Consider the following 13,116-nt stretch of genomic DNA (forward strand, 5'->3'; position numbering starts at 1 on the left):
CTCGCGATGGCGTCTCTGAAAACACCCGATCAACTCGGGTCAGTCTGCGGCAGCAATTGCACCCCGAGATATAGCGCCAGCATCCCGTCGAGCTTCAGCGGATCTACCCCGCTCAACTCAGCAATCCGCTCCATCCGGTAACGCAAGCTGTTGCGATGAATGCCCAGCGCATCGGCGCAGGCCTGACTCTGCCCGTCGTGTTCACACCAGCTGCGCAGGGTTGCGAGCAACTGGCCGTTGCCGTCCTTGGCGATGACCTTGCGCAACGGTTTGAGCAACTCATCCAGCGCATCATCGTTGCGATGGCGCCAGAGCATCACCGGCAAGCGATAGCGATTGAGCGTCAGCAATCGCGAATTCGGCAGCACATCCCGGCCATAGGCGAGCAGATCGCCGACCCGCCGATAACAGCGGCGCAAGCCGGCCAGCCCATCCGCCTGACCACCGACGGCGATGCGCAGAATGTTCCAGCCGAAGCCATCAAGCTTTTCCAGCAAACGATCATGCTCAACCGTCTGACTTGCGGGTCGGCACCACAGCAGCGACGAGTTGGCCGAACTGACGCACCAGCTGTCCGGATAGCGCGAGGTCAACCACGCGCTCAACGCCTCGACGGTTTGCCCCGGCCCATGCTCCAGACCCAGTTCGAACAGATACGGCACCCGGGTCAACTGCGGCTTGAGCCCCAGTTGCTGCGCCTCATCGATCAGTCGCGGCGAGTCGCCGGCGTCGCTCAACAGCAACGCCAACAGGTCATCGCAACGCTGGCGCCGCCATTGCTGCTCGGCCTGCTGGTTGCGCTGGCCGACGAGCATTTCGGCGGTCATGCGCACCAGTTCGGCGTAGGTGCGCAGTTGCTCCGGTTCGCCGGTAATGCCAAGCACGCCGATCAGGCGTTGATCAAGCATCAGCGGCAGGTTGATGCCCGGCTGCACACCCTTCAAGTGCACGGCGGTTTGTGCATCGATCTCTACCACCCGCCCGTTGGCCAGCACCAGTTGCGCACCTTCGTGACGGGTGTTGATGCGCTCCGGCTCGCCGCTGCCAAGGATCAGGCCCTGGCTGTCCATGACGTTGACGTTGTAGGGCAAAATGGCCATGGCCCGGTCGACGATATCCTGAGCGAGGTCGTGATCGAGTTCGAACATGATCGGCAAAATCCTTAAGCAGCGGCGGCGGACGGTTGTTCACCCGCACAGGGTCTGGCGGCAAACCCTGTGCTCAGGCACAAAGACAATCCGGCCACAGGTGGCCGAGACTCTCGGGGCGATCAACGTTAACCTGTGCATCGCAAAAAATCATAATAAAGAGAGAGCCGCTATGTCGCAGAGCGCCGCAGCTACCCAGACCATCGACGACGGTAAAAACGCCGTCTACAAACGCATCACCCTGCGTTTGATCCCCTTCATCTTCATCTGCTACCTGTTCAACTACCTCGACCGGGTCAACGTTGGCTTCGCCAAACTGCAGATGCTCGACGCATTGAAGTTCAGTGAAACCGTATACGGCCTCGGTGCCGGGATCTTCTTCATCGGCTACGTGCTGTGCGGCGTGCCGAGCAACCTGGCGCTGACCAGATTCGGCCCGCGCCGCTGGATCGCGCTGATGATGATCACTTGGGGCACGCTGTCGACCTGCCTGTTGTTCGTCACCACCCCGACCCAGTTCTACACCCTGCGCCTGTTCACCGGTGCGGCCGAAGCCGGGTTCTTCCCGGGTGTGGTGCTGTACCTCTCGCAGTGGTTCCCGACGTTCCGCCGTGGACGGATCATGGCGCTGTTCATGTCGGCAATTCCGGTCTCGGGCCTGCTTGGCAGCCCGTTCTCCGGCTGGATTCTCAATCACTTCGCCGCCGGGCAAGGTGGACTGGCCGGCTGGCAGTGGATGTTCCTGCTGCAAGGTATTCCGACCGTGATTCTCGGCGCCCTCGCCTATTTCCTGCTCAGCGACAGCTTCGCCAATGCCAAGTGGCTGAGCCCGCACGAGCGCGCGGTGCTTGAGGCGGATCAGGCCGAAGACTTGGCGAACAAGCCGAAAACCACCTCCGACTCGCTGCTCGCGGTGTTCAAGAACCCGGCGATCTGGGCCTTTGGCCTGATCTACTTCTGCATCCAGAGCGGCGTGTACGCGATCAACTTCTGGCTGCCGTCGATCATCAAGAACCTCGGCTTCAGCGACAACCTGGTGATCGGCTGGCTGAGTGCGATCCCCTATCTGCTGGCGGCGGTTTTCATGTTGCTGGTCGGGCGTTCGGCGGACTTGCGCAAAGAACGGCGTTGGCACTTGGTCGTACCGATGCTGATGGGCGCGCTCGGTCTGCTGATCGCCGTGAACTTCGCCGCCAACCCGGCCATCGCCATCCTCGGCCTGACCCTTGCAACCATGGGCGCGCTGACCGGCCTGCCGATGTTCTGGCCAGTGCCGACTGCCCTGTTGAGCGCGGGCGCGGCGGCCGGTGGTCTGGCGTTGATCAACTCGATGGGGCAGATGGCCGGTTTCCTCAGCCCGTACCTGGTGGGTTGGGTCAAGGACAGCACCGGTTCGACCGATGCGGCGTTGTATCTGCTGGCGGGTGTGATTGTCGGCGGCAGTTTGCTGGCATTGCGCATGACGCGGACGCTGCGCGCGTAATCACGCTTCCAGATCAAAAGATCGCAGCCTGCGGCAGCTCCTGCATGGAAATACGCGTTTCCCTGTAGGAGCTGCCGCAGGCTGCGATCTTTTTTGCTTAATGATTACAACGCCCCGACTTGCCAATCACGGAAAAATCCCGCAAAAACGCACAGATCTTTAAAGGATTTTTACCAATGAGCTCGATTCTCGATCTGGAGATCTTCGTACGCGTGGCCGACTCCGGCAGCATCTCCGCCGCTGCCCGCGCGCTGGAACTGACGCCGGCCGCCGCAAGCATCGCGCTGAAGCGTCTGGAAACCCGCCTCGGCATCCGCCTGCTCGCGCGCTCTACCCGCAGCATGCGCCTGACCGAAGAAGGTCGGCGTTATCTCGACAGCGTACGCATTGCCCTGTCCGCCCTGGCCGAAGGTGAGCAGGCACTGAAGCAACACGGCGAAGGCCTCAGCGGTGTGCTGCAACTGGCGGCGCCCTCGGACTTCGGACGCAACGTGTTGTTGCCGTGGCTGGACGACTTCAAACGTGAACACCCGAATATTCAACTGCAATTGCTGCTCAACGATCGGCACGCCGATCTGTTCCGCGAAACCGTGGACGTCGCACTGCGCTTTGGCGTGCCCAGCGATTCGACATTGGTGGCGATACCGATTCTGCCGGCGCATCGCCGTGTTGCCTGCGCCAGCCCGGACTATCTCGCCCGCCATGGCACACCGCAACATCCCGGCGAACTGTGCGAACACAGCGCCCTGCTCTACCTGCGCAATGGTCGGCCCTACAACACCTGGCGCTTCAGTCGCGAGGACGAGACGCTGGAAGTGGAAGTCCGCGGCGACTATTTCAGCGACGACGGCGAAGTCGCGCGGCGCTGGGCGCTGGCCGGGCATGGCATTGCCTACAAGGCGTGGCTGGACGTCGCCGAAGACGTACGCGGCGGACGCCTGTTGACACTGTTTGATGGCTGGCATGGCGAGAGCGTGCCGTTCAATCTGCTGTGCCCGCATCGGGTGCAGGTGTCCGAACGCGTTCGGGTGTTGCAGGCGTTTTTGCAGACGCGTTGCGCAGCGCTCAGCCGATAATTCACTTTGCCCCATCGGAAGCTTCTGGTATTTGATTGGAGTTTTCCCACCGATAAAAGGATTTCGGCATGAGCTATCGCACACTGGGGCACTCGGGATTGCAGGTGTCCACCCTCACCCTCGGCACGATGATGTTTGGCGAACAGACCAGCGCCGAGGATTCGCTGCGCATCATCGACAAGGCCTGGGATCAGGGCATCAATTTCATCGACACTGCCGACGTCTATACCAACGGCCGCTCGGAAGAAATCGTCGGCGAGGCGATTGCCCGCCATCGGCACGAATGGGTGTTGGCAACCAAGGTCGGTTTCGGCCCGGCGGACGGCGTGCCAAACCGCAGCGGCTTGAGCCGCAAGCACATCTTCAATGGTCTGGAGGCAAGCCTGACGCGCCTCGGCACCGACTATCTCGACATCTATTACCTGCACCGCGAAGACCACAACACCCCTCTGGAAGTCACGGTGTCGGCGATTGGCGATCTGATTCGCCAGGGCAAGATTCGCTATTGGGGCCTGTCGAACTATCGCGGCTGGCGCATCGCCGAGGTGATTCGCATCGCTGACAAGCTCGGTATCGACCGCCCGGTGATCAGTCAGCCGCTGTACAACATCGTCAACCGTCAGGCCGAGACCGAGCAGATCAGCGCCGCGCAAACCTATGGCCTCGGCGTGGTGCCTTACAGCCCGCTGGCCCGTGGCGTGCTCAGCGGCAAATACGCACCCGACGTAACCCCGGACGCCAACAGCCGCGCCGGGCGTCAGGACAAACGCATTCTGGAAACCGAATGGCGCGTGGAATCGCTGCGCATCGCCCAGCAGATTCAGCAGTACACCCAGGGCCGTGGCGTCGGGATTGTCGAATTCGCGATTGCCTGGGTGCTGAACAACAGCGCGGTGACCTCGGCGATTGTCGGGCCGCGTACCGAACAGCAGTGGGATGCTTATACCAAGGCGCAGGCGGTGCAGATCACGGCGGAGGATGAAGCGTTTATCGACTCGCTGGTGACGCCGGGGCATGCTTCGACGCCGGGGTTTAACGATGTGAGCCATTTTGTGTCAGGCCGTAAACCGCGTCAGGCCTGAAAGCCTCACAAGCCGGGCATCAGCGGCGTCAGCAGATTACGAGGGCAACACAAATCCATTGTGGGAGCGAGCCTGCTCGCGAAGAGGCCGGCACATTCAACATCTGCGTTGTCTGGCACACCGCTTTCGCGAGCAGGCTCGCTCCCACAGGTTTTGTGCTTATCTTCAGGATGTGGGAAATATTGATCACTCGGCCAATATTCAGCACAAAAACCACGTATCCTGCGCGCCCTGTTTGATCACCCATCCGCGAGGACAGTTTGTCTAAAGGTATCGCTCTATCGGTTTCAGCTTCGGTGCTGTTTGCCGTCATGTATTACTACACCTCGCTGCTCACTCCGTTGAGCGGCGTGGAAATCTTTGGCTGGCGGATGCTGCTCACCGTGCCGTGCATGACGGTGTTCATGCTGGTGTCGGGTGAATGGCGGCGGGTGCTGGAGTTGCTGCGCAAGGTGGCGGGCTATCCAAAGCTGATTGGCGGTCTGATTGTTTCGTCAGGTTTGCTCGGCGTGCAGTTGTGGCTGTTCATGTGGGCGCCGCTCAACGGCTACAGCCTCGATGTGTCGCTGGGTTATTTCCTGTTGCCGCTGGCGATGGTACTGACCGGGCGCATTGTGTACGGCGACAGCCTGTCGTACCTGCAGAAAATCGCAGTGTTCTTTGCCGTTCTCGGCGTGGCGAACGAGCTGTATCGGGTCGGCGGATTTTCCTGGGCGACCCTGGTGGTCGTGGTCGGTTACCCGCTGTATTTCGTCCTGCGCAAACGCCTGAAGACCGACAACCTGGGCGGTCTGTGGGTCGACATGACCTTGATGCTGCCGGTGGCGTACTGGTTCGTGCGCGGTGGTGAGCAAGGTTTCGCCGTGTTCGATCAGTATCCGGGCTTGCTCTGGCTGATTCCGCTGCTCGGTCTGATCAGTGCTTCGGCGCTGGTGGTGTACATCATTGCCAGCCGCTTGCTGCCGTTCAGCCTGTTTGGTTTGCTCAGTTACGTCGAGCCGGTGTTGCTGCTCGGCGTGGCGCTGTTGCTCGGTGAAAGCATCAAGGCCGGCGAGTGGCTGACCTACATTCCGATCTGGCTCGCCGTTGTGGTGCTGATCTTCGAAGGCTTCAAACACCTGATGCGACAACGCAGGTCTTAAAAGCAACACAAAACTACCGTGGGAGGGGGCTTGCTCGCGAAAGCGTCAGTTCAGTCAACAAAGACCTTGAACCAAAGACCGAATTCGCGAGCAAGCCCGCTCCCACAGTTTTGCTGATGCAAAAAAAATCCCGGCTGTGCATGACTGCAAGCCGGGATTTTTTCATTCTGGTGGAGGATTACTCGGTTGCGAGCACACCACGACGCACCTGATCACGCTCGATCGATTCGAACAGGGCCTTGAAGTTGCCCTCGCCGAAACCATCATCGCCTTTACGCTGGATGAATTCGAAGAACACCGGGCCCATCAGGGTTTCCGAGAAGATTTGCAGCAGCAGGCGCTTGTCGTCCGGGTTCGACGAGCCGTCGAGCAGGATGCCGCGCGATTGCAGTTGGTCAACCGGCTCGCCGTGATTCGGCAGACGGCCTTCGAGCATTTCGTAGTAGGTGTCCGGCGGCGCGGTCATGAAGCGCATGCCGATCTTCTTCAACTGATCCCAGGTCTTGATCAGGTCGTCGGTGAGGAACGCCACGTGCTGAATGCCCTCGCCGTTGAACTGCATCAGGAACTCTTCGATCTGCCCGGCGCCCTTCGACGACTCTTCGTTCAGCGGGATGCGGATCATGCCGTCCGGAGCGGTCATCGCTTTCGAGGTCAGGCCGGTGTATTCGCCCTTGATGTCGAAATAGCGGATCTCGCGGAAGTTGAACAGCTTCTCGTAGAAGTTGGCCCAGTAGGCCATGCGGCCGCGGTACACGTTGTGGGTCAGGTGGTCGATGATTTTCAGACCGGCACCGACCGGGTTGCGATCAACGCCCTCGATGAACACGAAGTCGATGTCATAGATCGAACTGCCTTCACCAAAACGGTCGATCAGGTACAGCGGCGCGCCGCCGATGCCCTTTATCGCTGGCAGGTTCAGCTCCATCGGGCCGGTTTCGATGTGGATCGGCTGAGCACCGAGTTCCAGTGCGCGGCTGTAGGCCTTTTGCGAATCCTTCACGCGGAACGCCATGCCGCACACCGACGGGCCGTGTTCGGCCGCGAAGTACGAAGCGACGCTATTGGGTTCGTTGTTGAGGATCAGGTTGATCGCGCCCTGACGGTACAGGTGCACGTTCTTGGAGCGGTGGGTCGCGACTTTGGTGAAGCCCATGATCTCGAAGATCGGCTCCAGGGTGCCAGGAGTCGGCGATGCGAACTCGATGAACTCAAAGCCCATCAGGCCCATTGGGTTTTCGTATAAATCTGCCATGGTGACGCCTCATCATTCTTATCAATTAACCAGAGTTATTTGTCAGTAATGCTGAGACCGGCGGGAGGTGCGCAGGAGATGCCTCGCACACTGCGGGCGAGGAAGTCACCGTAGATCAGTTGAAACCCGAATATCTTCATTGTCGACCCAAGGCTCTTGCGGGCGAGGCTTCTGCTGCCAGAAGACGTTTATTATTGTATGCGTAACCCGATTCTACACAGCGTAAATAGGGTTGTCTGCCCTCTCTATAAAATCCGCCTTTTTCGCATCGGTGCAAGGGGTTTGTTGCACAGGTAAATCCCCACCAGCACCAACCCGCCGCCCAGGCACATGCTCAACGTCAGTTGCTCGCCGAGCAGCAGCGCGCCGAGCACCACCGCGGTCAGCGGATTCAGGGCAATGAACACGCCGGCTCGGGTCGCGCCGATTTTGCGGATGCCATCGTAGTAGCCGATGTAAGCCAGCGCCGAGCCGAACACGCCGAGGTAAATCAGGCTCAGCCATTGTGGCGTTCCGAGGCTGATCAAGGCTGCTCCGCTGACCTCGCCACGCAACATTGCCAGCGCCCACAGCATCGCGCTGCCGATCAACACGGAAAAGGTCACGGTCTGCAGCGGGCCGATGGATTGGTTCAGCCCTCGGGAAAACAGCGAGTAAACACCCCAGCTCAACACGCAGCCAAAAATCAATAGATTACCGATCCACGCATCGGGTGTCACGGCAAGTAATTGCGGGTCACGGCTGACAATCACCAGGCCGGCGCCCGTGATGCAGATCGCGATACCGGCGACTTTCGCCCGACCCAGGCGCTCTTTGAACAACAACCACGAGGCCAGACCGATCACCGCCGGGTTCAACGCGACAATCAACGAAGCCCGTGAAGCGTTGATGTACCGCAGACCATAAAAGAAGCACAGGTTGTAGAGGAAAATGCCGAAGAACCCGAGCAACGTCAGTTGCAGCCATTGCCCGGGTGTCGGTCGCGCCAACGGGATACGCGCTATCCACAGAAACCCGAGCAACGCCACGCTGGCGAGCAGGAAGCGCAGGCTGGCGGCGAACAACGGGCTGAGGCTGCCCGTCAGAAAACGCCCTGCGACAAAGGTCCCGCCCCAAATCATGGTTACCGCTGCCAGCGTCAGGTATACCGGCCGGTCGGAGGCCGTTAGGTGGGTTTGCTCAAGGTTGCGCATGATGCCCCAAACGAAAGAAGTTGAAGGATGGCGTATCATTCCCCTCATGCCCTCTCATCGTAAAATGAGCAAAAACTCATGACCCTCACGCAACTGGAGATCTTCTCGCTGGTCGCCGAACTGCGCGGATTTACCCTCGCCGCCCATCGTCTGGGCATTTCGCAGTCGGCGATATCCCACGCGATGAAATCGCTGGAACAGGAGTTGGGCGTGGAATTGTTGCGGCGGCAGCAGTCGCAGGTGGAACTCACCGATATCGGCGAGCAACTGCTCCAACGCGCACGGGCCATGCTCGGTCTGGCCAACACGTTACGCCAGGAAGCGGCCGATGCGCGGGGCATGAAAAGCGGTACGTTGCGTATTGGCTCATTCGGCCCGACGTCATCAATCAAGTTGCTGCCGAAGATTCTGCAGCGCTATCGCGAAGTGCATCCGGGCATTGAAGTGCACATTGATGAGGGGCCGGACCGGCAGGTGCTGCAGTGGCTGGAAGAGCGGCGAATCGATGTCGGTTTTGTAGTGTTGCCCGAGGAACGCTTCGACACTTTTGCTCTGGTCGAAGATCAGATGGTTGCCCTGCTGCCGTCCAATCACCCATTGGCCGCACAGGCCGCACTGAGCCTCAAGGATCTGTGCACTGATCCATTTGTGCTGACCGAGGCCGGCTCATCGGAACTGGTTTCGCGTTTGTTCACCGCCGCGCGTCTGCAACCGAACATTCGCTATCGTTGCTCGCAATTGCTCAGTACGCTGGACGTCGTCAGCCGGGGCGATGCAATCACCGTCGTCGCCGAAGGCTCGTTGCCGGGCGCTCCTGCCCCACGTTACGTGAAGAAACCGCTGTTGCCGGCGGTGCAACGTCTGATCGGCCTCGCTGTCCTCGATCAGCGTCAGGCGTCGCCCGCCACGCGGGCATTTATCGAACTCGCTAGACAGATCAACCAGCCGTGAGCAGCACAAGCGCCAACGGCCATCTATCATCCCTTCTGACTCCGCTGTTTTCACCGGTGCGCCGTTGCCAGGCCAGCATTCGAGAGTTCCAATCCATCGCAACAGGATGCGCCTATGCCCTTGACCGTCAGACCCCGCCGCAAACGCAGCGTACGCATTTTTGTGAGCCTGCTTTGTGGTGTTTTGCCCGTCCTGCTCGGCGGCGGGATTCTGTATCTGCAAGCCGAACGCACCTTGCAACAGAGCACGCAAAATACCGCCGAGGAGGCGTTGCGCCAGTTTGAACTGATGCTCGACAACACCGCCCAGGCCGCCAGCGAACTGCTGCCCTTGGCCGGTCAGCCCTGCGACAGCGTCAAACTGGCCTTGCGTGAGCAGGTGACCCGTCGACCTTTTGTGCGCTCGACCAATCTGGTGTGGGACAACAACCTCTATTGCAGCTCGCTGTTCGGGGAGTTCAAGGAGGCCGTGAACCCGGGCGACTATACGCAGGGCAAACTGTGGTTGATGAATGGCAACCCCGTCACGCCCAACACCGCGCTGTTGGTGTATCGCCTCAGCGAAGGTCGCGGTGGCGCGCTGACCACCCTCGATGGTTATCACCTGAGCAACATCCTGCGCCTGATCGGCCGGCAGACGCTGCTGTTGTTGCAGGTCGGCGATAACTGGCTGTCCGTCGATGGCAAGGTGCATCAAGGCGCCCTGCCGCCGTTGCCGGTGGCGCAAAGCATGCTCGCGTCTTCGCGCTATGCCTTCAGTGTCAGTGCAGGCTTTCCGCAGGGGCAAACGTGGCGCTACATGGCCGGCGAATACCCGCCGCTGTTCAGTCTGCTGATATTTTTTGGGGTGATCGCGGGCGCTATCGCCCATGTCCTGCAACGGCGCGCCACTTCGCCCAGCCATGAGATGCTGCGCGCGCTGGAGGCTGGCGAATTCATTCCCTACTTCCAGCCGGTGGTGCATGGCGACAGCCGGAAGTGGTCCGGCGCTGAAGTGCTGATGCGCTGGAATCACCCCAAGGAGGGTCTGGTGCGTCCGGATCTGTTCATTCCGTTTGCCGAACATTCAGGCCTGATCGTGCCCATGACTCGTTCGCTGATGCAGCAGACAGCCGCCCTGCTCGGCCCGTTGTCGGCGGAGTTCGACAAACCGTTCCACATCGGCATCAACATCACCGCCAGCCATTGCCAGGATCTGCAACTGGTCGAAGACTGTCGCGGGTTTCTCGCTGCTTTTGCCCCCGGCAGTATCAACCTGGTGCTGGAGCTGACCGAGCGCGAGCTGATTGAGCCAACCGATGTCACGCACCTATTGTTCGAGCAATTGCACGCGCTGGGGGTGATGATCGCCATCGACGATTTCGGTACCGGCCATTCAAGCCTGGGCTACCTGCGAACATTCAATGTCGATTTTCTCAAGATCGACCAGAGTTTCGTCGCGATGATCGGCATTGATGCGCTGTCGCGGCATATTCTGGACACGATTATCGAACTGTCGGCCAAGCTCGATTTGGGTATTGTTGCCGAAGGTGTAGAAACTCAGGCTCAGGCTGACTATCTGACCGCACACCACGTCAACTTCCTGCAGGGCTATCTGTTCGGAAAACCCATGCCTGGCGCCGACTTCATCGATGCATTAAGTCACCATTAACTAAAAATAAATTAAGCCCGGCGCTGCGACCGGGCGCACCAAATTGATACAAAACACCACTGTTGTTACATGACGACAAGATCAGGATTTACTCTTGGCGCATTAACTACTACAATTTTTTCAGCCTGTGCAAGATTGGCAGGTGAGCCATTATCACCGAGTCGCTTCAAGGCTCTTGGCTTATAGCTTTGTTTGCGGTTGGTATCAGCCAAACACACTATTGGAGTAAAGATATTGTCCAGACTCGCTGAATTTCGTGCAGCTGAAAAGGCCCTTCAGGAACAGCTCAAGCAGTTGGAATCACTGAAGAACGATGCCGGGCTCAAGAAAGAAATCGAATTCGAAGAAAAGCTCCAGGGGCTGATGAAAACCTACGGCAAAGGCCTGAAAGACATCATCGCCATCCTCGATCCGAACCCGTCCAAGTCCGGCCTGCAAGTGTCTACCGCACCGAAAACCCGCCGCGCTCGCGTGGTCAAGGTCTATCAGAACCCGCACACCGGTGAACTGATCGAAACCAAGGGCGGCAACCACCGCGGCCTGAAAGCCTGGAAAGAACAGTACGGTGCTGCCACCGTTGATTCCTGGTTACGCGGTTAATCTTGCGTCAACAAACAAGCCCTGCTCTATGCAGGGCTTTTTTTCGACAATATCTAACAAAAGCAACGATTTCCCCCGCGCTAATTATCAATTCGCTTTAACACCCACAAGACGTGAGGCCAAACAGTTTGCGCCAGGATGTTGCGGCCGTAACCGCTGCTAAACTTTGTGCTTAATTCCTTCGGGTATCTAAACCCGTCGCGGTGCAAACAGACGCTTAAAGTTTCAAGCTGTTTCTCACTGCGACTATTTCCTCGGCGCTCGCCTTATAAACCTCAGCCTGACCCGCGTAAGAAAGTACATAAGCCTTATCCGTCGCGACCGCAGCAACCAATGTTTGCGACAACACATGACGGCCGTTTTCGGTGATCGTGCAGGTGGTCTCCAGTGCATCCAGAGCGGCGAGTTTTGCCGGATGTATCTTGTTGCAAACGCTTTGATAGCCACCCTGGAAGAAGTCTTTCTGAATAGATTTGCGCATTTCCAGCAGGACACCCTGCACATTGACCTGATGGCCTGCCTCAACCTGGCTCATGGTCAACTCCATCACCATCACCTGATTGCCGTCAGCATCGTTTTTCACCGCGCGCTGGCGCGAAACCTGAGGGGCTTGATCAGGCAGCGCCTCTACTTCCCAGCCTGCAGGCCAGGTGATACTGGGCTGATCCGCCAACGCCGGAACGGCAAGCAGCGATGAGAAAAGGCAAACGAACAGCGCTTTGAACGGTCGGATCATTACCAGAGGCACTCGCAGATTGAGCAGCAAAGTCTGAGGCCCGGCCGCCCACAGAGCAAGCCGCGCATTCGGTTTGGCGATGCCGCCCCGCATGCGTATCATTGCGCCCATTCACTCGCCCCATTGTTACGGAGGCCCTATGAGCCTGCACGAACTGAACACTTTCCCCGGCGTCACCGCCACTCCAGACAGCGCAACCCGTAACTTCGTCTTCAACCACACCATGCTGCGTGTGAAGGACATCACCAAGTCGCTGGACTTCTACACCCGCGTATTGGGCTTCTCGCTGGTTGAAAAGCGTGATTTCCCGGAAGCCGAATTCAGCCTGTACTTCCTCGCGCTGGTCGACAAGGCGCAGATCCCGGCCGACGCCGCCGCCCGCACCGAATGGATGAAGGCGATCCCCGGCATTCTGGAACTGACCCACAACCACGGCACCGAAAACGACGCCGACTTCGCCTATCACAATGGCAACACCGACCCACGCGGTTTCGGCCACATCTGCATCTCGGTGCCAGACATCGTTGCCGCGTGCGCACGTTTTGAAGAGCTGGGCTGTGATTTCCAGAAGCGCCTGACTGATGGCCGTATGAAAAGCCTGGCGTTCATCAAGGACCCGGATGGCTACTGGGTTGAAATCATTCAGCCTGCGCCGCTGTAACTGACTGCAAATTTCTCCTGTAGGAGTGAGCCTGCTCGCGATAGCGGTGTGTCAGGCCATGATGTTTTGAATGTGCAGCCGCCATCGCGAGCAGGCTCACTCCTACAATTGGATTGTGTCAGGCATAAAAAACCCATGA

12 protein-coding genes are annotated in these 13,116 nt (G+C 59.0%); 8 read left to right on the forward strand and 4 right to left on the reverse strand.

The features are described 5' to 3' along the window. Positions 1 to 29: 29 nt before the first annotated feature. Entirely contained in the window at positions 30 to 1,148 is a 1,119-nt protein-coding gene (locus VLA07_RS17465) for a sugar diacid recognition domain-containing protein (protein WP_333989939.1), read from the reverse strand. A 172-nt stretch (positions 1,149 to 1,320) separates the two neighbouring features. On the opposite strand from VLA07_RS17465, the gene VLA07_RS17470 reads away from it, so the two are divergent. The 4 genes from VLA07_RS17470 to rarD all read left to right on the forward strand — a co-directional run bounded on the left by VLA07_RS17470 (position 1,321) and on the right by rarD (position 5,931). After that, positions 1,321 to 2,631 carry an MFS transporter gene (locus VLA07_RS17470; RefSeq protein WP_103368989.1) on the forward strand — a complete coding sequence of 437 codons (1,311 nt, stop codon included), beginning with the start codon at positions 1,321 to 1,323 and terminating at the stop codon, positions 2,629 to 2,631. Between the two features lie 176 nt (positions 2,632 to 2,807). Next, a complete protein-coding gene (locus VLA07_RS17475; RefSeq protein WP_333989944.1) occupies positions 2,808 to 3,707 on the forward strand; it encodes a LysR family transcriptional regulator in 900 nt (299 codons plus the stop codon). A 68-nt stretch (positions 3,708 to 3,775) separates the two neighbouring features. After that, a complete protein-coding gene (locus VLA07_RS17480) occupies positions 3,776 to 4,789 on the forward strand; it encodes an aldo/keto reductase (RefSeq protein ID WP_096797424.1) in 1,014 nt (337 codons plus the stop codon). 260 nt (positions 4,790 to 5,049) lie between these two features. Continuing rightward, complete coding sequence (rarD, locus tag VLA07_RS17485; protein ID WP_027611999.1) at positions 5,050 to 5,931, forward strand: EamA family transporter RarD; 882 nt, start codon at positions 5,050 to 5,052, stop codon at positions 5,929 to 5,931. A 178-nt stretch (positions 5,932 to 6,109) separates the two neighbouring features. On the opposite strand, the gene hppD is transcribed toward rarD, so the two are convergent. Together hppD and VLA07_RS17495 are read right to left on the reverse strand one after the other, a co-directional pair. Then, positions 6,110 to 7,186, reverse strand: coding sequence for a 4-hydroxyphenylpyruvate dioxygenase (gene hppD, locus VLA07_RS17490; RefSeq protein ID WP_115989844.1), 1,077 nt, complete (start codon positions 7,184 to 7,186; stop codon positions 6,110 to 6,112). 245 nt (positions 7,187 to 7,431) lie between these two features. Continuing rightward, the gene (locus tag VLA07_RS17495) at positions 7,432 to 8,379 is read right to left on the reverse strand and encodes a DMT family transporter (RefSeq protein ID WP_333989948.1); all 948 of its coding nucleotides are present in this window, start codon (positions 8,377 to 8,379) and stop codon (positions 7,432 to 7,434) included. 78 nt (positions 8,380 to 8,457) lie between these two features. Here VLA07_RS17495 and VLA07_RS17500 point away from each other — a divergent pair, with 78 nt between their 5' ends. The 3 genes from VLA07_RS17500 to VLA07_RS17510 all read left to right on the forward strand — a co-directional run bounded on the left by VLA07_RS17500 (position 8,458) and on the right by VLA07_RS17510 (position 11,580). Next, on the forward strand, positions 8,458 to 9,330 hold the full coding sequence (locus VLA07_RS17500; RefSeq protein ID WP_333989950.1) for a LysR family transcriptional regulator: 873 nt from the start codon (positions 8,458 to 8,460) through the stop codon (positions 9,328 to 9,330). Positions 9,331 to 9,444: 114 nt separating this feature from the next. Continuing rightward, on the forward strand, positions 9,445 to 10,980 hold the full coding sequence (locus VLA07_RS17505) for an EAL domain-containing protein (RefSeq protein WP_027612003.1): 1,536 nt from the start codon (positions 9,445 to 9,447) through the stop codon (positions 10,978 to 10,980). A gap of 234 nt (positions 10,981 to 11,214) precedes the next feature. Next, positions 11,215 to 11,580, forward strand: a complete 366-nt coding sequence (locus VLA07_RS17510) for a histone-like nucleoid-structuring protein, MvaT/MvaU family (protein ID WP_333989952.1) — start codon at positions 11,215 to 11,217, stop codon at positions 11,578 to 11,580. A gap of 217 nt (positions 11,581 to 11,797) precedes the next feature. Here VLA07_RS17510 and VLA07_RS17515 read toward each other — a convergent pair whose 3' ends face one another. After that, positions 11,798 to 12,316 carry a DUF4946 domain-containing protein gene (locus VLA07_RS17515; RefSeq protein ID WP_027612004.1) on the reverse strand — a complete coding sequence of 173 codons (519 nt, stop codon included), beginning with the start codon at positions 12,314 to 12,316 and terminating at the stop codon, positions 11,798 to 11,800. Positions 12,317 to 12,455: 139 nt separating this feature from the next. Between VLA07_RS17515 and gloA the strand changes: the two genes are divergently transcribed. Then, positions 12,456 to 12,977, forward strand: a complete 522-nt coding sequence (gene gloA / locus VLA07_RS17520) for a lactoylglutathione lyase (protein WP_247267639.1) — start codon at positions 12,456 to 12,458, stop codon at positions 12,975 to 12,977. Positions 12,978 to 13,116: the final 139 nt, after the last annotated feature.

This window comes from Pseudomonas sp. S3(2024), from assembly GCF_036861315.1.
In the GTDB taxonomy this organism is placed as follows: domain Bacteria; phylum Pseudomonadota; class Gammaproteobacteria; order Pseudomonadales; family Pseudomonadaceae; genus Aquipseudomonas; species Aquipseudomonas putida_A.

Excerpts from the sequence above, each read along its gene's own strand:
- VLA07_RS17475 (WP_333989944.1), top strand. The coding sequence starts at position 2,808 with ATGAGCTCGATTCTCGATCTGGAGATCTTCGTACGCGTGGCCGACTCC.
- VLA07_RS17505 (WP_027612003.1), top strand. The coding sequence starts at position 9,445 with ATGCCCTTGACCGTCAGACCCCGCCGCAAACGCAGCGTACGCATTTTT.
- VLA07_RS17465 (WP_333989939.1), bottom strand. The coding sequence starts at position 1,148 with ATGTTCGAACTCGATCACGACCTCGCTCAGGATATCGTCGACCGGGCC.
- hppD (WP_115989844.1), bottom strand. The coding sequence starts at position 7,186 with ATGGCAGATTTATACGAAAACCCAATGGGCCTGATGGGCTTTGAGTTC.
- gloA (WP_247267639.1), top strand. The coding sequence starts at position 12,456 with ATGAGCCTGCACGAACTGAACACTTTCCCCGGCGTCACCGCCACTCCA.
- VLA07_RS17470 (WP_103368989.1), top strand. The coding sequence starts at position 1,321 with ATGTCGCAGAGCGCCGCAGCTACCCAGACCATCGACGACGGTAAAAAC.
- VLA07_RS17515 (WP_027612004.1), bottom strand. The coding sequence starts at position 12,316 with ATGATCCGACCGTTCAAAGCGCTGTTCGTTTGCCTTTTCTCATCGCTG.
- VLA07_RS17495 (WP_333989948.1), bottom strand. The coding sequence starts at position 8,379 with ATGCGCAACCTTGAGCAAACCCACCTAACGGCCTCCGACCGGCCGGTA.
- VLA07_RS17480 (WP_096797424.1), top strand. The coding sequence starts at position 3,776 with ATGAGCTATCGCACACTGGGGCACTCGGGATTGCAGGTGTCCACCCTC.
- VLA07_RS17500 (WP_333989950.1), top strand. The coding sequence starts at position 8,458 with ATGACCCTCACGCAACTGGAGATCTTCTCGCTGGTCGCCGAACTGCGC.